This is a genomic window from Acidovorax sp. Root217, from assembly GCF_001428645.1.
Taxonomy (GTDB): Bacteria; Pseudomonadota; Gammaproteobacteria; order Burkholderiales; family Burkholderiaceae_C; genus Acidovorax.
This window is the reverse complement of the sequence record NZ_LMIH01000027.1, coordinates 99,751-117,653: the sequence shown is the minus strand read 5'-3', so window position 1 is coordinate 117,653 and position 17,903 is coordinate 99,751. Positions and strand designations below refer to the sequence as shown.

General features: G+C 67.9%; 13 protein-coding genes. 9 read left to right on the top strand and 4 right to left on the bottom strand.

The window, feature by feature from the left end:
* Positions 1-88: 88 nt before the first annotated feature.
* Positions 89-1,252 carry a diguanylate cyclase gene (locus tag ASE31_RS23850; RefSeq protein ID WP_057204359.1) on the bottom strand — a complete coding sequence of 388 codons (1,164 nt, stop codon included), beginning with the start codon at positions 1,250-1,252 and terminating at the stop codon, positions 89-91.
* A gap of 214 nt (positions 1,253-1,466) precedes the next feature.
* Here ASE31_RS23850 and ASE31_RS23845 point away from each other — a divergent pair, with 214 nt between their 5' ends.
* Complete coding sequence (locus tag ASE31_RS23845; protein WP_057204357.1) at positions 1,467-3,320, top strand: long-chain fatty acid--CoA ligase; 1,854 nt, start codon at positions 1,467-1,469, stop codon at positions 3,318-3,320.
* A 45-nt stretch (positions 3,321-3,365) separates the two neighbouring features.
* The gene (locus tag ASE31_RS23840) at positions 3,366-4,043 is read left to right on the top strand and encodes a hypothetical protein (RefSeq protein WP_157412633.1); all 678 of its coding nucleotides are present in this window, start codon (positions 3,366-3,368) and stop codon (positions 4,041-4,043) included.
* Positions 4,044-4,059: 16 nt separating this feature from the next.
* Here ASE31_RS23840 and ASE31_RS23835 read toward each other — a convergent pair whose 3' ends face one another.
* On the bottom strand, positions 4,060-5,328 hold the full coding sequence (locus tag ASE31_RS23835; RefSeq protein ID WP_057204353.1) for an HD-GYP domain-containing protein: 1,269 nt from the start codon (positions 5,326-5,328) through the stop codon (positions 4,060-4,062).
* Between the two features lie 242 nt (positions 5,329-5,570).
* Here ASE31_RS23835 and dusA point away from each other — a divergent pair, with 242 nt between their 5' ends.
* A complete protein-coding gene (gene dusA, locus ASE31_RS23830) occupies positions 5,571-6,596 on the top strand; it encodes a tRNA dihydrouridine(20/20a) synthase DusA (protein ID WP_082604336.1) in 1,026 nt (341 codons plus the stop codon).
* Here dusA and ASE31_RS23825 read toward each other — a convergent pair.
* Entirely contained in the window at positions 6,593-9,454 is a 2,862-nt protein-coding gene (locus tag ASE31_RS23825; RefSeq protein ID WP_235514744.1) for an EAL domain-containing protein, read from the bottom strand. The two genes, dusA and ASE31_RS23825, sit on opposite strands and share 4 nt — an antisense overlap.
* A 181-nt stretch (positions 9,455-9,635) precedes the next feature.
* On the opposite strand from ASE31_RS23825, the gene ASE31_RS23820 reads away from it, so the two are divergent.
* From ASE31_RS23820 to ASE31_RS23810, 3 genes are all read left to right on the top strand, one after another.
* The gene (locus ASE31_RS23820) at positions 9,636-10,700 is read left to right on the top strand and encodes a GTP pyrophosphokinase family protein (RefSeq protein WP_057204433.1); all 1,065 of its coding nucleotides are present in this window, start codon (positions 9,636-9,638) and stop codon (positions 10,698-10,700) included.
* A 221-nt stretch (positions 10,701-10,921) separates the two neighbouring features.
* Positions 10,922-12,526, top strand: a complete 1,605-nt coding sequence (locus ASE31_RS23815; RefSeq protein ID WP_057204349.1) for a polyhydroxyalkanoate depolymerase — start codon at positions 10,922-10,924, stop codon at positions 12,524-12,526.
* Positions 12,523-13,224 carry an RnfABCDGE type electron transport complex subunit B gene (locus ASE31_RS23810; protein WP_082604335.1) on the top strand — a complete coding sequence of 234 codons (702 nt, stop codon included), beginning with the start codon at positions 12,523-12,525 and terminating at the stop codon, positions 13,222-13,224. Before ASE31_RS23815 ends, ASE31_RS23810 begins: the two co-directional genes overlap by 4 nt.
* A 21-nt stretch (positions 13,225-13,245) precedes the next feature.
* On the opposite strand, the gene ASE31_RS23805 is transcribed toward ASE31_RS23810, so the two are convergent.
* On the bottom strand, positions 13,246-14,733 hold the full coding sequence (locus ASE31_RS23805) for a methyl-accepting chemotaxis protein (protein WP_057204348.1): 1,488 nt from the start codon (positions 14,731-14,733) through the stop codon (positions 13,246-13,248).
* A 150-nt stretch (positions 14,734-14,883) separates the two neighbouring features.
* Here ASE31_RS23805 and dapC point away from each other — a divergent pair, with 150 nt between their 5' ends.
* The 3 genes from dapC to ASE31_RS23790 form a co-directional block, all read left to right on the top strand.
* On the top strand, positions 14,884-16,089 hold the full coding sequence (gene dapC / locus ASE31_RS23800) for a succinyldiaminopimelate transaminase (RefSeq protein ID WP_057204346.1): 1,206 nt from the start codon (positions 14,884-14,886) through the stop codon (positions 16,087-16,089).
* A gap of 4 nt (positions 16,090-16,093) precedes the next feature.
* Positions 16,094-16,927, top strand: a complete 834-nt coding sequence (gene dapD, locus ASE31_RS23795; protein WP_057204344.1) for a 2,3,4,5-tetrahydropyridine-2,6-dicarboxylate N-succinyltransferase — start codon at positions 16,094-16,096, stop codon at positions 16,925-16,927.
* Between the two features lie 74 nt (positions 16,928-17,001).
* Positions 17,002-17,903, top strand: a 902-nt coding sequence (locus ASE31_RS23790; RefSeq protein WP_235514743.1) for a PilT/PilU family type 4a pilus ATPase, incomplete at its 3' end; no start/stop codon positions are given.

The window sequence follows — 17,903 nt, the reverse complement described above, 5'->3', positions numbered from 1 at the left end:
CCGTGCTACAGCACTGTCTGCGGCTTCCCGCCTAGTTATACGATTGAATGCAAATCCGTATGACGCCCTACCGGCACCTGCCGCTCGGTCAGCTTTCCGCCATTTCCACCCGGTTGCGCCCCCTGCGCTTGGCGGCGTACAGCGCGTCGTCGGCGCGTCGCAGCATCTGGTCCAGGCTGGCATCGCCATCTGCCTGCGCCGCGATACCCGCAGAAATGGTGATCGGCAACGATGTCCCACCCGTGGTGAACGGCGTGCCCGCCACGGCCAGGCGCAGCCGCTCTCCGGCCGCATGGGCGTCGCCATGCTGGGCCACGTCCAGCAGCACCACGAACTCCTCCCCCCCGTGGCGGGCCACGAAGTCCAGCCCGCGTGCCGAGGCCTGCAGTTGGTCGGCCACATGCTGCAGCGCCCTGTCGCCCACCTCGTGCCCATGGCCGTCGTTGATGGCCTTGAAATGGTCCACGTCGATCAGTGCCAGCGCCAGGCGGGTGCCGCCCTGGCGTGCCGTGGCAAAGCGCTTCGCGCCTTCGGCGAGCAAGGTGCGGCGGTTGGCCAGGCCCGTCAGGTAGTCGGTGGCAGCGGCCAGCTCCCACTGGCGGCCGATGCGCTGCGAGCACATGAACAAGAAGGCCGTGGTGCCCACCACGGGCAACAGGGCCGTGACCAGCGGGCTGGCCGCGTTGATCCAGGCGCCCTCGCCGGTGATGTCGAACGACGGCCCCACGCGCCGCACCAGGAAGTACGCGGCGCGAAAGGCCACGAACAGGCCGACCAGAAAAAACAGGCCCGCCAGCGCCCTGCGGCTGCGCGCCCGCTCCCCGGTGCCACCCCGCACCAGCTGCAGGGTGCCAGCCATCAGCACGAAAGCCACCACGCCCGACAGCAGCAGGATGCGGCTGGGCGTATCGGGCCGCACCCCCGCGAACCACACCACGCCGCCAATGCCCGCCACGGCCGGCAACAGCATCCACCAGCGGTCCGGCACGCCATCGAACTGGCGCAGCGCACGCCAGTAGCCCGTGCAGCCGAGCATCACCATGCCATTGGCCATGGGCGAGACCAGGCCCAGGGGCAATTCGTACTGAACGGCATACAGCACGGCGCTGCCTGCCAGCAGCAAGGTGGCGATGCGCCAGGTTTCGGCACAGGGCTGCAGCGACACCGGCAAGTCCTTGTGCATGAAACCCAGCACCGCACCATTGGCCAGCATCATCAGCGTCGCGACGATAAAGATGGTGATGGGATCCATGGACCGAAGGGGGCGCGGGCAGGCAGGACGCAGCTGTGGCAATGGAGGGATTGTGGCCGACCGGGGCCCGCCCCCAGAGCACTCTTTGGCGCGCGAAACAAAGAAGCACAGCTTGTGCCGCCCGGATGGGTATGATTCCGCGGGTTTTCCCCAGGGTGGTGCAGCATGGCACCACCTTGGCACGCCGCACGCCGCCCCGGCACCCAACCATCCGATGACCTCTTCCCTTCCCGACATCGGCAGCGTCCAGACGCTGCCCCAGCTTCTCTCGTGGCGCGCCAGCCTGACGCCCGACGCCCCTGCCTTTCGCGCCTTCGATGCCGCCAGCCAGGCCTGGCTGACCTGGACCTGGGCCGAGACCGCCGCCCATGTGGCCCGCTGGTCGCGGGCCCTGGTGGCCCTGCAACTGCCGGCCGGTGCCCGCGTGGCCATCCTGCTGCCCAATAGCCTGGACGCCATGTGCGCCGACCAGTCCACCCTGGCCAGCAGTTGCGTACCCGTGCCGCTGCACGCCATCGACAACCCCGGCAGCATCGCCTACATCCTGGCCGACTGCGAGGCGTCGATGCTCATCGTGGGCAGTGCCCAGCAGTGGGAGAAGATCCGCGCCGCGGGCACCGACTTCCCCGCACTGCGGGCGGTGATCGTGACCGACACGGACGCCTCGTTCAAGGCCAGCGCTCCCAGCGCGCACAGCCCCGCCGTGGGCTCGCTTGCGCAATGGCTCGAAGGCGCAGCCCAGGCGGTGGAACAGGCCCCGCCGCAGGCCCCCGGCCCCGAAGACCTGGCCGCCATCGTCTACACCTCGGGCACCACCGGCAAGCCCAAGGGCGTGATGCTCACGCACCGCAATGTGGTGAGCGACGTGAAGGCCGTACTCGAGCGCATCGCCCCCACGGTGGACGACGTGTTCCTGTCCTTTCTGCCCTTGTCGCACACCTTCGAGCGCACTGGCGGCTACTACCTGCCGATTGCGGCCGGCAGTTGCGTGGCCTATGCCCGCTCGGTGCAGCAATTGGCCGAGGACCTGCAGACCATTCGCCCCACGGTGCTGGTCTCGGTGCCACGCATCTACGAGCGCATCCACGCCAAGCTGCTCGAAAAGCTCTCGCCATCGCCCTGGAAGATGCAGCTCTACGAGGCCGCCCAGGCCCGCGGCTGGCAGCAGTTCTGCGCCGCGCAGGGGCTGGCCCGGCCCGAAGACGACCAAGCCGGCGGCTGGATGGCCGTCCTGCCCTGGGGCCTGCTCCAGGCCCTGGTGGCCAAGCCCCTGCTGGCCCAGTTCGGCGGCCGCGTGCGCGTGGCCGTGAGCGGCGGCGCGCCGCTGTCACCCACCATCGCCAAATGCTTTCTGGGCCTGGGCCTGCCGCTGGTGCAGGGCTACGGCATGACCGAGACGGCGCCGGTGGTGTCGGTGAACTCGCTCCAGGACAACGACCCGGCCTGCGTGGGGCGCGCCCTGCCCGGCGTGGAGGTGCGGATCGGCGAGAACCGCGAGCTGCAGGTGCGCGGCCCCATCGTGATGCAGGGCTACTGGAAGCGGCCCGAGGACACGGCACGCATTCTGTCGGCCGATGGCTGGTTGGGCACGGGCGATCAGGCCGACATCGTGGACGGGCGCATCTTCATCCGCGGCCGCATCAAGGAGATCATCGTCACCTCCACCGGTGAGAAGGTGCCCCCGGGCGACCTGGAACTGGCCCTGCTGGCCGACCCGCTGCTGGAGCAGGCCTTCGTGGTGGGCGAGAACCGCCCCTTCATCGCCTGCGTGGCCGTGCTCAAGCGCGACGAGTGGCAGCGCCTGGCCGGCGACCTGGGCCTGGCCGCAGCCGACCCCGAGAGCCTGAACCACCCTGCCGTGCACCGCGCCGTGCTGGCGCGCATTGAAAAGAGCACGGCCAGCTTCGCGCGCTATGCCGTGCCGCGCGCCGTGCACCTGACGCTGGCGCCCTGGAGCATCGAGAACGGCTTCATGACGCCCACGCTCAAGCTCAAGCGCGCCCCGCTCATGGCGCACTTCGGGCAGGCCATCGAGGGCATGTACCAGCAAAAACCAGGGGCGCGCTGAACCAGCACCGGGCGGGCCAGGCCCCTGGGGTTGTAGACTTGCGCCATGATTTCCCGGCGCTTGCCATGCACCTTTGCCGCCCTGATTTGTGCTGCGGGTGCCTCCCTGGCGCAGGACACCGCCGCACAGCGCGCTGCCCAGCTGCAGGCCGCCGTTGATACGGCCCTGCCCACCAAGGGATTCAGCATCTGGACCAGCGCCAAAGGTGACCTCGACGGTGATGGGATCGCGGACCTGGCGGCGGTGGTGGTCAACCTCTCCGGGGAAGGCCCGCGCGAGGAACGGCTTCTGGTGCTGGCCGGCACGCCGGGCGGCGGCTACACCCCGCTTTCCGTCTCTGGACAGTTCTGCGAGGCGAACAAGTTCTACAACCTTGAGATCACCGCGACTTCCCTTTTGGTCCAGGGGGTCTGGCGCGCTGAACCCTCGGGCATGGACAGCTTCACGATGCAGTTCCGCTACAACCCCAAGCTCCGGGATTTCGAGCTCATCGGCAGGGAAGACCTGGCGGAGAACTACGACGCCCGATCGTCCTACCGGGCCAGCGTCAACTACCTGGCCAAGGTCGCCATTTACACCCGCATTGCCGGCAAGAAGCGCAAGGACCTGAAGGCGCCGCTCAAGCAGCCTGCCGTCCTGCGCCTGCGCGGATTCAATTGTGGGGATGAGAGCCCCATGGACCCGTTGGTCTACATCAACGAGGACTTCACCGTCCGCAGGTAGTGCACGGGGGAAGAACTCAGTCCTCGACCGAGTAGAAGTACGACAGCCGCTGCTGCGGATTGAGCCAGTCGAGCACCTCGGCAGGCAACGTGGACGGCCGGATCGCTTCGGCCACGCGGATGTCGGGCTCGGTGTGCAGCTCCACCAGCGGCGCCTCGTCCTTGGGGATTTCGGGGGTGTAGACCAGCACCTGGGGGCGCAGGGCCTCGGGCCCCGGGGCCACCACCAGCGCCAGCGCGCCATCGGTGAGCTGGACCACCGTGCCCGGCGGGTACACGCCCAGCAGCTTGATGAGCGAACTGAGCAGTGCCGGGTCGTGCTGGCCCGATTCGTTCTTGAACATGTGCGCCAGCGCCTCGGCCGGCATCAGCGGCTCGACGTCGCGGGCCTCGGGCGAGCACAGATTGTCATACCGGTTGACCAGCGCCAGGATCAGCGCCAGGCGCTGGGTTTCGCGCTGGCCGCGCGGCCAGCCCGAACCATCGGCCGCCTCGTGGTGGCTGGCGATGCAGGCCAGCGCCTCCTTGCTGAAGGCGCCCGAGTCTGACGCCAGCTGGGTGCTGTACATCACATGCTGGCGCACGAACTCCTCCTCGTGGCGCTTGCGCCGGGAGGTCTTGAACAGCTGCGGCGGCACCTTGGACTTGCCCACGTCGTGCGCCAGCGCCGCCATGGCCAGGTCGGCCAGTTCGCGCTCGGTAAGGCCGGCCTTCTTGCCCACCAGCATGCACAGGGTGAGCACGTTGAGCGCATGGAACTGCGGGCCCTGGTCCTTCTTGTCGCCCAGCAGGTGCAGCAGCACCTCCTTGCTCTGGGCAATGCGGGCCGCCGTCTCGCCCGACAGGTCGGCCAGGATCCGACCCGCCGCCTTGGGCGAGCGCGTGAGCGTGAGCAGCGCCTCCCGGGTCTGGCGCGCGGCGTCCTCCCAGGCCCGGTCGGCGCGCGCCGCGGCGTCTCGCTGGCGCTGGCGCTTTTCCTTTTTGGCCTGGTCACGCTGGCGCACCTCGGCGGCCAGGGCGGCCTGCCCGTCGGCGTGCTCCGGCTCCGGTGGGTGCGCGGCCATGGGCACCAGGGGCAGCGGCTGCGATGTGCTCCGGTCCGGGTGGTGGTACAGGTGGCCTTCGATGCCCAATGACTGGATCACCGCCACGTCCTTCGCCGTGCGGACCATGAAGCGGTTGGCGATGAAGGGGTGCTCGTCCCAGCGCATGTCGAGCCAGACGTACAGGCCGACGGTGAGTTGGGACGGGTCGATCGCTACGGCGATACCGGGGTTCTTCCACATGCAGGCGATTCAAAGAAAGAAATGGCTGATTCGGCCCCGGCGGCGTTCGCGGCACCGGATGCGGCTCCCCCATACTAAAGACAATGCGCGGCCATGTGCGTCAACAGAGTGCAAATTCGCGCAGAGGAACGCCTGTCTCGGGCCTCTGAAGCCCTTGAACCCATATGCTGCTCCAAGACCTGAGAAAATGCGGGCAGCACCTCTTTGGGGCCCCTTCGCCCTTGCAACACCGGTTTCTCGCCTTGGAAAACAGCCCCACCTCCCCTGCCGCAACCCCTCCAGCCACCTTCAGCCCCTGGCGCATGTCCGTGGCCCCGATGATGGACTGGACGGACCGCCATTGCCGCTATTTCCACCGGCTGCTGACGCGCCAGACCCTGCTCTACACCGAGATGGTGAACGCGGGCGCCATCATCCATGGCGGTACGGAGCGGCACCTGCGCTTCAATGCCGAGGAGCACCCTGTGGCACTGCAGCTGGGCGGCAACGAGCCCGACCGGCTGGCAGAGGCTGCGCGGCTCGGTGCGCAATGGGGCTATGGCGAGATCAACCTGAACTGCGGCTGCCCGAGCGACCGGGTGCAGCGCGGTGCCTTCGGTGCCAGCCTGATGAAGGCGCCCCAGCTGGTGGCCGATGGCGTGAAGGCCATGAAGGATGTGGTGGACGTGCCCGTGACGGTCAAGCACCGCATCGGCATCGACAAGGGCGAAGACTACGGCTTCGTGCGCGATTTCGTGGGCACGGTGGCCGATGCGGGCTGCTCGGTGTTTATCGTGCATGCGCGCAATGCCTGGCTGCAGGGCCTGTCGCCCAAGGAGAACCGCGACATCCCGCCGCTGCGCTACGAGGTGGTGCACCAGCTCAAGGCCGATTTCCCGCACCTGACGATTGCCATCAACGGCGGCATCCAGGCCGACGAGGTGGTGCACGGGCAACTGGCACGCCTGGACGGCGTGATGATCGGCCGCGAGGCCTACCACAACCCCTGGTGGCTGGCCCGCTGGGACCAGCTCTACTACGGCGGCGAGCCCTGCACCCTGACGCGCGAGGAGGTCGAGCTGGCCATGGTGGACTACATGGAGCGTGAGGCCGCGCTGCACGGCACGCCCTGGCCGCACATCGCCCGCCACATGCTGGGTCTGCGCCATGGCCTGCGCGGGGCACGTCTGTGGCGCCAGGTCTGGAGCAACCACCTGCTCAAGGACCGGCCCGCACGCGAGGTGCATGCCCTGGCGCTGGCCACCACCCTGATCCCGGAACCCGTCTAAGACCGTAAAAAGGTTTTCAGCCAGCCATCCAGCGGCTCCGGCCGGTAGAACAGGTAGCCCTGCAGGCATTCACAGTGGCTGGCCACGAGGAAGTCGGCCTGGGCACGGGTTTCCACCCCTTCGGCCACCACGCGCAGGCCCAGGTGGCGCGCCACCGAGATGATGGACTGCACGATGGCCGTGTCGCTCGGGTCGCCGGGCGTGTCCTGCACGAAGCTCTTGTCGATCTTGAGCTCGTACAGCGGCAGCCGCTTGAGGTAGGCCAGGCTCGAATAGCCCGTGCCGAAGTCGTCGATGGAAAAGCGCACCCCGAGCTGCACCAGCTCCGTCATGCGGGCGATGGTGTCGTCCAGGTTCTCGATGAGCAGGCTTTCGGTGACCTCCAGGATCAGGCATGACGGCGTGGCCCCGGTCTGGGCCAGCACGTTGCGCACGCGCTCGACGAAGTCGTCCTGCCGGAACTGGCGCTGGCTGACGTTGACCGAGATCGACAGCGGCTCCCCCACGCCGCCCCGGACCAACCGGGCGGCGTGCAGCTGTGCAATCGCATCGCAGGCTTTCTCGATCATCCACGCGCCCATGGGCAGTATCAGCGCCGAGGACTCGGCGATGGGGATGAAGCGCGCCGGCGGCACGCTGCCGCGCACCGGGTGGCTCCAGCGCATGAGCAGCTCGCCGCCCACCACCACGCCCTGCGCATCCACCTGCGGCTGCACGAATGCGGCCAGTTGCCCTTCGGCCATGGCCTTCTTGAGGTCCTGCTCCATCGCCAGGCGCTCCTGCACGTCGGCCTGCATGGCGGCCTCGTAGAAGCGGATGCGGTTGCGGCCCAGGTCCTTGGCACGGTACATGGCCGTGTCCGCCTCGCGCAGCAGGTCTTCAACGCCCTCCTCCCGCTTGGGAAACAGCGTGATCCCCAGGCTGCCCGTGCTGCTGTAGAGGTGGGTGTCGATGGCGTAGGGCTGCTCCAGCGCCTCGCGCACGCGCTCGGCCACCTGCAGGGCCTGCCGCCCTGCGGTGGACATGTCGGTTGCGATGCCCTGCAGCAGCAGCACGAACTCATCGCCCCCCAGGCGCGCCACGGTGTCGCCGGGGCGCAGCAGGTGCGTCAGGCGCTGGGTGACCTCCACCAGCAAGCGGTCGCCCAGGGAGTGGCCGCGCGCGTCGTTGATCTGCTTGAAATTGTCCAGGTCCACATACAGCAGCGCCCCGACCTGGCCACTGCGGCGTGCGGCGGCCAGGGCCAGCCCCAGGCGGTCGAGCAGCATGCGGCGGTTGGGCAGGCCCGTGAGGGCATCGAAGTAGGCCAACTGGTGCGTGCGCTCCTGCGCCACCCTGCGCTCGGTGACGTCGCGGGCCAGCGCCACGAAGCGCGGGCCGGCGCCCGGGTTGGCGCTGTCCTTGCGGGCCACGGACAGCTCGAACCAGTGGGTGCGCCCCTCCAGCTCCAGGTGGAACTGGTGGCCCGCCGAGTAGCCATTCTGAAGCGCGGCCTGCACGGCAGCCAGGCTGCCGGCCGCCTCGCCGGGCGGCACGATGTCCTGCAGCCGGTGGCCCACAAAGCGCTCGGGCGCCAGCACCGGCAGCTGCAGGCGCGCCGAGCGGCAATGGTGGATGCGGCCCTGCGCGTCCAGCTCGAACAGCAGGTCGGGTATGGCGTTGAGCGTGCTTTCCAGGTCATCGCGCGTGCCGCGCAGCTCGGCCGTCATGCGGCGTGCCAGTGCCATGGCGCGCTCCCGCCCGGTGGCCAGGACCCAGGCGAACCAGCCCAGCAGCAGGCTCACGAATACCCCCATCACCGCCACCAGGTAGTAGCCGTCGTCGTCATGGCGCAGATCGAATGCGGGCAAGGGCGCCATCACCAGAGTCCAGCTGCGTCCGCCGACCTCCAGGCGCCGCTGGATCGGTAGCGCGCCGCGCGCCAGGGCTTGCGACTGCAGCCCTGCGTCGCCGTACAGCCGGGCTTCGGGCGTGGGATCTACGCCATCGTAGATGGCCAGGGCAATGTCGGGGTCGAACTCACGCGCCAGCCCCTGGACCACGTCACCCACCCGGAATGGGGCGGCCACCCACCCCCGGATCGCGTGGCGGCGGGTGGGCAGGGACTCGGCCTCCAGGCCCGGGGCGTACACCGGCAGGAACATGCCCAGCTCGCCCTGCAGAGCACTGCCCGGCGCGAAGGCCCCGAGCAGCCCCGACAGGGCCAGCCGGCCGGTGTCGCGCGCGCGCCCGAGCGCCTCGCGCGCTGCAGGCAGGGTCAGGACGTCCAGGCCCAGGGCCTCCAGGTTGCGCCCCTGCAGGGGTTCGATGTGGGTGATGGGCGCGTACTGGGCGCGCTCGCCGGGCGGATGCACGGTGTAGCCGGAAAAGCCCCGGCCCCGCACGTCCGCCAGATGGGCCTCCAGGGGACTGCCCTGCACGTACATGATCAGCGACACCCCTTGCAGGCCGGGCCGCGTCTGCTGCAGCTGCAGGGCATCGACATAGTTGTGGAATTCGGCCCGGTCGATGCGCTCGGACCCGTCCATGTAGCCCTGCACGCCCCGGAGCACCACCTCGTAGGTGGCCATGCGGTCGCGCAGGTTGTAGGCGATCTGCTCGGTTGCCGCATGCAGATTGCGCAGCCGCTTGTCCGCCGACTCGCTGTGCGCCCGGTACCAGTACAGGCCGGTGGCCCCGAGCATCATGCAGGCCATCAGCGGCGGCAACACCAGCACCAGCCAGCGCGGGCTGGTGGGGGCGTCCTGGAGCGTCTCGGACTCCGTGAACGCGGGGGGCTGGTGTTGTTCTGGTGTCATCGCATGGGGCAGGCGGCTGCTGCAGCGCCCCACCGGGGCGCTGGTAACGTGCGTTCTCATTATCAGGTTTCGCGCGGCCCTGCCAAGCGAGGTCACCCGATGCGCGGCGCAGACGGCATGCGTGTGAACTTGTACCGGGAGCGCGGCATCGGCTGACATCGCGGCTGCCAGAATGCAGGTATCGTTCGCGTGGCATTTCTTTCGCATTCCCGGCACCACCCGCCTCTTTGCAGACCCCACCATGGCATCGCTTGATTTTGAACGGGAAGAGTCCCGATTCCGTGCGTTCTACGCAGCCCAGAAACCCGTGCTGGAGGAGGCGTGCGCGGCCTTCACCGCCGCCATCGCCGGGGTGGTGGGCGATGCCCGCAGCGTGGATGTGTCCAAGGTAGAGGGGCGCGTGAAGGACGTGGACGAATGCATCCGCAAGTTTGCGCGCAAGTACCGGCCCGGCCTGGAAGAGAGCAACACCCCCTACGAGATCCAGCACTGGATCACCGATCTGGTCGGCGTACGCGTGGTCTGCCTGTACGAGGACGAGTTGGAAAAGGTGGCGCAGATCGTGCGCAGCCACTTTGCGGTGATCGACGTGACCGACAAGGCCTCGGCCGTGGAAAGCACCGAGGCCTCCTTTGGCTACAAGGGCCTGCACCTGGACCTGCGCCCCGGCCAGCGCGATCTGCCGGCGCTGGCGGTGCATGCCGACCAGCCTTTCGAGCTGCAGGTGCGCACCATCATCCAGGACTCCTGGAGCGTGCTGGACCACAAGATCAAGTACAAGAAGTCCATCCCCGGGCAGCTCAAGCGGCGCATCAACGTGCTCTCGGCCCTGTTCGAACTGGCCGACCGCGAGTTCCGCCAGATCCGCGACGAGACGGCCGCCGAACTGTTGCAGGCCCCCGATGAGACGGAGGAAGTGGGCGCGGAGATGGACGGCGATGCCGCCACGGCACCCAAGTACTCCTCCCTGGGCAGCGAGCTCAATGCCTTCACCTTCCTCAAGATCGCCACGCATTTCTTCAAGGACTTCGAGTTCGATCCTTCCAAGGTGGACAGCTTCGTGGACGATATCCAGGCCTGGTCACCCGGCATCACCCGCGCACGCTTCAACACCCTGATGCGGGAGACGGTGGGCACGGTCAAGCGCTACAAGCAGCACTTCGAGGAGCAGAACCCCCAGGGCAGCTTCAACCCCTACACGGTGATACGGCACTGCCTGTACCTGGCCAACCGCACGCAGTTCCGCCCCGCGCTGCGCAACGTGGCGCGCGAGGCCTTCGAATCCTGGCTGGCGGACAACGGTTGAGCAGGCACCACGCGTGGCGCGGACAGGGGGGCCTGGTTGCGGGCAGGGTTTTTCTGAACAAAATCATAGCAGCGAAGCTTTTCACAGCTGCACTGCCCCGGCCCATGTCCGGTTGTTGGACAGCGCTGTCACCAACGCGACTGGGCCTAGGTGGTTATCCCGCATGCAGAGGTAACCAAGTGCTGCTATATTGCACTGCAACATAACGGAGTTTCGACCCCATGCTCTACCAGATCTACGAAACCCAGCGCTCCCTGATGGAGCCGCTCACCGACTTTGCGCAAGCGGCGTCCAAGCTCTTCAGCAACTCCATGTCGCCCCTGAGCCAGACGACGTTCGCGCAGCGCATGTCTGCGGGCTACGATCTGCTGTACCGCCTGGGCAAGGACTACGAAAAGCCGGTCTTCGGCATCCATACGGTGGACGTGGACGGCGTGGGCGTGGCCGTGCACGAAAACATCGAGCTGGATAAGCCGTTCTGCGAACTGCGCCGTTTCAAGCGCTTTTCGGACGACACCGATACCCTGGTCAAGATCAAGGCACAGCCCGTGGTGCTGATCGTGGCGCCGCTGTCGGGCCACTATGCCACGCTGCTGCGCGACACCGTGCGCACCATGCTCAAGGACCACAAGGTCTACATCACCGACTGGAAGAACGCCCGCCTGGTGCCGCTGTCCGAAGGCGCGTTCCACCTGGACGACTACGTGAACTACGTGCAGGAGTTCATCCGCCACCTGCAGGCCACCTATGGCAACTGCCACGTCATCAGTGTCTGCCAGCCCACGGTGCCGGTGCTTGCGGCCGTGTCGCTGATGGCCAGCCGCGGCGAGAAGACCCCGCTGACCATGACCATGATGGGCGGCCCCATCGATGCGCGCAAGTCGCCCACGGCGGTGAACAACCTGGCCATGAACCGCAGCTACGAGTGGTTCGAGAACAACGTGATCTACCGCGTGCCCGACAACTTCCCCGGTGCCGGGCGCCGCGTGTACCCAGGCTTCCTGCAGTACACGGGTTTCGTGGCCATGAACCCGGACCGCCACGCCACGAGCCACTACGACTACTTCAAGGACCTGATCAAGGGCGACGATGCCAGCGTCGAGGCCCACCGCAAGTTCTACGACGAATACAACGCCGTGCTGGACATGGACGCGGACTACTACCTGGAAACCATCAAGACCGTGTTCCAGGACTACAACCTGGTGCATGGCACCTGGGACGTGCGCTCGCCTGAAGGCAAGGTCGAGCGCGTGCGCCCGCAGGACATCACCACCACCGCCCTGTTCACGGTGGAAGGCGAGCTGGACGACATCTCCGGCTCGGGCCAGACCGAAGCCGCGCACGACCTGTGCACCGGCATCGTGCGCAAGGAGCAGCGCCACCTGGAAGCCAAGGGCGCCGGGCACTACGGCATCTTCAGCGGCCGGCGCTGGCGCGACATCGTGTACCCCGAGGTGCGCAAATTCATCCTCGCGCACGAGGTGCCCCAGAAAAAGGCGCCCCGCCCTGTCGCCGTGACCGAACTGCCGGACGACAGCCCGCCCGTGCCTCCCCGCAAGGCGGTAGTCGCCAGCAAACCGGCAGTGAAGAAGGCGGCGCCCGCCAAAGCGGCCGTGAAGCCGGCGGCCAAGGCCGCTGCCCCCAAGAAACCGGCGGTGGTGGCCGTGAAGGCCGTGCCTGCGCCGGCCAAGGCAGCAGTGCAAGCCGCACCCGCCACCGGGGCCGCCGCCGCGCCCGAGCCGGACGCCGTGCCCACCGCCAAGGCCGCCGTCACCGCAGCGCCGGCACCACGCACCCGCCGCACCACGGCGGCCCGCAAGGCTTGAATCCGCAGCCGGACGCTCGCACACCCCTCCCTTCACCGCCTGCAGGGCCGGCTGCGCATGCGCTGGCGTCGCGCATCGACGCCGCTCTGCCGCAGACGCAGTGCACCCGCTGCGGCTACCCGGACTGCGCGGCCTATGCGCAGGCCATCGCCTTCGAGGCGGTGCCCATCAACCAGTGCCCCCCCGGCGGGGCCGAAGGGGTCGCCCGGCTGGCGGCCCTCACCGGCCAGCCGGTGCTGCCGCTGAGTGCCGACCATGGCCTGGAGGCGCCGCGCACCCTGGCCGTGATCGACGAGAACTGGTGCATCGGCTGCACGCTGTGCATCAAGGCCTGCCCGACGGATGCCATCGTCGGCGCCAACAAGCGCATGCATACCGTGATCGAGCCGCATTGCACCGGGTGCGAGCTGTGCCTCCCCGTGTGCCCGGTGGACTGCATCAGCCTGGAAACCGTGACCGGCCGGGCCACGGGTTGGGCCGCGTGGAGCCCGCAGCTGGCGGACCAGGCGCGCGGGCGCTATGCGGTGCACAAGGCACGGGTGGCCGCAGGCACGCCTGAGCTGGACGACGAAGAGGCTGCCGCGCCAGCCGATGCTGCAGCCATTACGGCCAGCGCGGCGGATGCCGCAGCCCAGGCGCGCAAGGCGGCCATTGCCGCCGCCATGGCCCGCGCCCGGGAGCAACGCGCACAGCGCTAGGCGGTTCGGGCCCGGAAGGCGTCAGCGTGCGGCCAGTGCCTTGTACACGCCGCAGCCCAGGTACAGGTCTCCCACACGTTCCACGAACGACATCTTGGTCTGCACCGCGCCGCTGGCCGGGTTGGTGATGTCGTACTCCACCCAGCCTGGTCCGATGTCTGCCTGGGCCGCAATTTCTGCCATCAACCGGTCACCGTCAATACCGGGAATGTCCTGCACCCGGGTGCCCACCTTGGCCGGGTTGCCGCCAAAGGCGCGGTAGGTGCCGCCGGCATCGAGCACGAAGACATACATGTCCCGGTCGTTGAAGGGCTGGCTCTTGTCGGTGATGCGCGCCAGGAACTGGTCCCGCGAGCTGCCCTTGTGCAGGGCTGCGGCGCGCTTGACCAGGGCCACCGCCTCTTCGGCCGTGCCCTGCTGCAGGCGAAACGCCGACACCGCGCGCGACAGCGTGGAGGCGCGGCTTTCCAGCGCCTCGGCCTGCCCCACCGCCTGGCTCACCATCTGCGCATTGCGCTGGGTGATCTGGTCGAGTTGCTGCACGGCGCTGCTGATCTCGCGCAGGCCCGTGCTCTGCTCGGCACTGGAGCTGGATATCTCGGACATGCTGGCCGCCACGCTGCGCATGCCGCCGGCCATGTCGGTGATGCCCTCGCCTGCGGTGCGGATCAGGCCTGCACTGGCCTCCACCTGCGTGACCGAGGCATTGATCAGGTCGCGGATCTCGCGCGAGGCATCGGCCGAGCGCTTGGCCAGCATGCGCACTTCGGAGGCCACTACGGCAAAACCGCGGCCCTGCTCCCCCGCCCGGGCTGCCTCCACCGCCGCGTTGAGCGCCAGGATGTTGGTCTGGAAGGCGATCGCGTCGATGGTGCCGATGATTTCCGTCATGCGGCGCGCGCCCTGCTGAATGGCCTGCACCGACTGCACGGCGCGGCCCATGGCCTCGGCGCCGGTGTCGGCTGCCTGGCGCATCTGGCCGGCGCGCTGGTCGGCGCCCTGGGCCGTCTGGGCGTTGTTCTGCACGGTGGACGACAGCTGCTCCACGCTGGCGGCGGTTTCTTCGAGGTTGGCGGCCTGCTGCTCGGTGCGGTCGGCCAGCTCGCGGTTGCCATGCGCCAGGCTCTGGCCGGCATGGGCCACCAGCGCGGCGTTGCTGCGGATGTCGGCCACCATGGACGAGAGCCGCAGCACCATGGCATCGAGCGCCTGGGCCATCTGCGCCATCTCGTCGGTACCGCCCGTGCCGGCGTGCACGCACAGGTCGCCATCGGTGATGCGCGCCATGGCGCCGGAGAGGGCCGCCATGTCATCCACCAGGCTCAGGTACAGCGCCAGCAGCGCATACAGCACCACCCCGGCGCCCGCCAGGTCCACCCACATGGGGGCCCCCAGCAACGCTGCCGCCAGCGTGCAGGCGATGAGCACGGCCAGCGTGGCCAGCTTGCCGGGAAGGCGCAGCCGGCGCATCCACCACAGCCCAGGCCGCAAGGGAAGGAATCCTGCCATGTTGTCTCCAATATCGTTATAGGCCGCAGCGGGCTTTGCCGCGATACTAGATACGCGCTCTTACGCCGGATTGACAAGGTGGCCCGACAAGGCGGCCTTGTGACGGCGCGCACCGGCTTGCGTGCACGGCATCACCCATAATGGCGCCCCATGAACCCCCTGCTTTCCCACCTGCAGCCCTACCCGTTCGAGAGGCTGCGCAAGCTTTTTGCCGGAGTGACGCCACCGGCCCAGTATTCCCCCATCAGCCTGGGCATGGGGGAGCCGCGCCATCCTACACCGCAGTTCATCAAGGACGCACTCAGTAACAACCTCAATGGCCTGGCGAGCTACCCGGCCACGGCCGGCGAGCCGCGCCTGCGCGAGGCCTTCACCGCCTGGCTGCACAAGCGCTATGCCCTGAAGCTCGATGCGGCCAGCCAGGTGCTGCCCATCAACGGCTCGCGCGAGGCGCTGTTCGCCTTTGCCCAGACCATCGTCGACCCGACCAAGCCCGACCCGGTCGTGGTCTGCCCCAATCCGTTCTACCAGATCTACGAGGGTGCAGCCCTGCTCTCGGGTGCCACGCCCTACTACGCCCCGAGCGATCCCGCGCGCAACTTCGCGGTGGACTGGGACAGCGTGCCTGCCGAGGTCTGGAAGCGCACGCAACTGCTCTTCGTGTGCTCGCCCGGCAACCCCACGGGCGCCGTGATGCCGCTCAACGAGTGGCAGAAGCTCTTTGCGCTGAGCGACCGGCATGGCTTCGTCATTGCCTCGGACGAGTGCTACAGCGAGATCTACTTCCGTGACGAGCCGCCGCTCAGCGGCCTGCAGGCCGCCATCCAGGCGGGCCGCAAGGACTTCGAGAACCTGATTTCCTTCACCAGCCTGTCCAAGCGCAGCAACGTGCCCGGGCTGCGCAGCGGCTTCGTGGGCGGCAACGCCGAGCTGATCAAGGCCTTTCTGCTGTACCGCACCTACCACGGCAGCGCCATGAGTCCCATCGTGCAGGCCGCCAGCATTGCCGCCTGGGGCGATGAGCAGCATGTGACCGAGAACCGCGCGCTGTACCGCAAGAAGTTTGCCCAGGTCACGCCGCTGCTGGCCGGCGTGATGGACGTGGCCCTGCCCGACGCGGGCTTTTACCTGTGGGCCAAGGTGCCCGACGCCCTGCAAATGACCGACGCCGAGTTCGCCCGCGAGCTTCTGGCTCAATACAATGTCACCGTGCTGCCGGGCAGCTACCTGGCCCGCGAGTCCGGTGGTGCCAACCCCGGCGCCCAGCGCGTGCGCATGGCCTTGGTGGCCGAGGCCGAAGAATGCGCGGAGGCCGCAATGCGCATCGTCCAATTCATCCAATCCCGTACTGTCTGACACCATGACCCAACAACTCCAGAACATCATCGACGCCGCGTGGGAGAACCGCGCCACCATCTCGCCTGCCGCAGCCCCCAAGGAAGTCGCGGACGCTGTCGAGCACGTGATTGCCGAACTCAACAACGGCACCCTGCGTGTGGCCACCCGCGAGGCCGTGGGGCAGTGGTCAGTGCACCAGTGGATCAAGAAGGCCGTGCTGCTGTCCTTCCGCCTCAAGGACAACGAAGTCGTCAAGGCCGGCGACCTGGGTTTCTATGACAAGGTGCAGACCAAGTTCGCCCACCTGAACGAAGCAGAGATGAAGGCCACCGGCGTGCGCGTGGTGCCGCCAGCCGTGGCCCGCCGCGGCAGCTTCATCGCCAAGGGCGCGATCCTGATGCCCTCGTACGTGAACATCGGAGCCTACGTGGGCGAAGGCACCATGGTCGACACCTGGGCCACCGTGGGTTCGTGCGCGCAGATCGGCGCCAACGTGCACCTCTCGGGTGGCGTGGGCATCGGCGGCGTGCTGGAACCCCTGCAGGCCGGCCCGACCATCATCGAGGACAACTGCTTCATCGGCGCGCGCTCCGAAGTGGTCGAAGGCGTGGTCGTCGAAGAGCACTCGGTGCTGGGCATGGGTGTGTACCTGGGCCAGAGCACCCCGATCTTCAACCGTGCCACCGGCGAGATCAGCTATGGCCGCGTGCCCACGGGCTCGGTGGTGGTCAGCGGCAACCTGCCCAAGACGGCGGCCAACGGCGCCCCCTACAGCATGTATGCTGCCATCATCGTCAAGCAGGTGGACGCGCAGACCCGCTCCAAGACCAGCATCAACGACCTGCTGCGCGACTGATCCCAGTCCCGCAGCGCCTACCAGCACGCACGGCCAGCGCCGGCAGACAGACCGACAATGAGAGGGGAAACACCATGAGTACGATGGAGCGGATTCTTCGCCTGATGAGCGAAAAGAAGGCGTCGGACGTCTACCTGTCGGCCAATGCTCCGGCGCTGATCAAGATCAACGGCGAGTGCGTGCCGATCAACAACCAGATCCTGCCGCCGGATGCGCCGCGCAACCTGCTGTCCGAGATCATCACGCCCGACCGCATCGAAGAGCTCGAAGAGACCGGCGAGCTCAACATGGGCGTGCCGCTCTCGGGCGTGGGGCGTTTTCGTATCAGCGCCATGCGCCAGCGCGGCAGCTATGCGGTGGTGATCCGCTTCATCTCGCAGCAGATTCCCGAAATCAGCACACTGGGGCTGCCCCCGGTGCTGACCGAGCTGATCATGGAAAAGCGCGGCCTGATCCTCATGGTAGGCGCCACGGGCTCGGGCAAGAGCACCTCGCTCGCCTCCATGATCGACAGCCGCAACGAGGTGCTCACCGGCCACATCCTCACCATCGAGGATCCGGTGGAGTACCAGTTCCGCAACAAGAAATCCATCGTCAACCAGCGCGAGATCGGCAGCGACACCCAGTCGCTGCAGACTGCCCTGAAGAACGCGCTGCGCCAGGCACCCGACGTGATCCTGATCGGCGAAATCCGCGACCGCGAAACCATGTCCGCAGCCATCGCCTACGCCCAGTCGGGCCATTTGTGCCTGGCCACGCTGCACGGCAACAACAGCTACCACGCGCTCAACCGTATCCTGTCCTTCTACCCCGTGGAAGTACGCCCGACCATGCTCGGCGACCTCGCCTCGGCCCTCAAGGCCGTGATTTCGCAGCGCCTGGTGCGCACCCTGGATGGGGGCCGCCTGCCGGCCGTGGAGGTCATGCTCAACACCAAGCTGGTGTCCGACCTGATCGAAAAGGGCGATTTCGGCGG